Source organism: Paenibacillus sp. A3, assembly GCF_001399685.1.
Classification (GTDB): domain Bacteria; phylum Bacillota; class Bacilli; order Paenibacillales; family NBRC-103111; genus Paenibacillus_G.
This window is the reverse complement of sequence record NZ_JTHN01000263.1, coordinates 1-1,160: the sequence shown is the minus strand read 5'-3', so window position 1 is coordinate 1,160 and position 1,160 is coordinate 1. Positions and strand designations below refer to the sequence as shown.

The 1,160-nt window shown below is 46.1% G+C and carries 1 protein-coding gene; it reads left to right on the top strand.

The window, feature by feature from the left end; genetic code table 11:
* Positions 1–265 precede the first annotated feature (265 nt).
* Positions 266–1,066, top strand: coding sequence for an arsenite methyltransferase (locus QJ48_RS32265; protein ID WP_054977425.1), 801 nt, complete (start codon positions 266–268; stop codon positions 1,064–1,066).
* Positions 1,067–1,160 lie beyond the last annotated feature (94 nt).

The following is a 1,160-nucleotide window of genomic DNA, read 5'->3' as shown; positions in this document are numbered from 1 at the left end:
TTCGCTGTTTGTGTTGTTACGTGTGACGTCGCGCGCCGACATGAGCTCTGCTCGTTTCGTCGGCAGCGTTAGATGTGTATAATAGGCAGGGGCTAGAATGGCAACGCTCATTTGCTGCTGCTACCTTAAGGGGGGGGGGGGCCGGACACAAAGTTTGTAATGAAAAAGCTTTTGCATCATTTGAAAAATTGAATGTTGTTGCGGCACCGACTGCGGCTTTACAGTGTACTGTTAATTCTATAATTAAAAATAAGGAGTGTCTCCCATGAATCAACTGAATAATGACCAGATTCGTCAAAATGTTCGTAGCAGGTACAAAGAAATAGCTTTACAGCAAGTAGAAATTGGTTCATGCTGTGCACCAAGTTCAAGCTGCTGCGAATCGCCTGTAGATTACGACGGCATTTCTGCCAAGCTAGGTTATTCTAACGAGGAATTAAACGCTGTACCGGACGGAGCAAACCTTGGTCTTGGCTGTGGCAATCCACAAGTGATTGCTCAACTGCAACCAGGAGAAGTCGTGCTCGACCTTGGCAGCGGCGGCGGTTTTGACTGTTTCCTTGCCTCTCGACAAGTAGGAGAAGCTGGTCGCGTGATTGGCGTAGATATGACACCAGAGATGGTAAGCCGCGCCCGCGCTAATGCTACTAAAGGTGGATTTACGAACACCGATTTCCGGTTAGGGGAAATTGAACAATTGCCTGTAGCCGATCAAACAGTAGATGTTATTATATCGAACTGCGTAATTAATCTTTCACCAGCAAAGCAGCAAGTATTCAATGAAGCGTTCCGGGTCTTACGTTCTGGCGGTCGCTTGGCCGTTTCGGATATTGTTACGACAGCCGAGCTTCCTGCAGAAATCAAAAATGACTTGGGTCTGTATTCGGGATGTATTTCCGGGGCTTCCTCGGTTAATGAAATCAAAGTCATGCTTACCGAGAGTGGATTTACGGATGTGGTTGTGGAACCAAAGGATGAATCTAAGACATTTATTAAAGACTGGGTTCCAGGGTCTAACGTACAAAATTACATTGTTTCGGCCGTGATCAAAGCAGTTAAGTCATAGTATAAACTACTGTACGTTCAATAAGCTCCTGCTGATGCAGAGGCTTATTGAACGTTTCGCGATCATTGCACAAGTTGTGTAAAAGAGCCGGGCG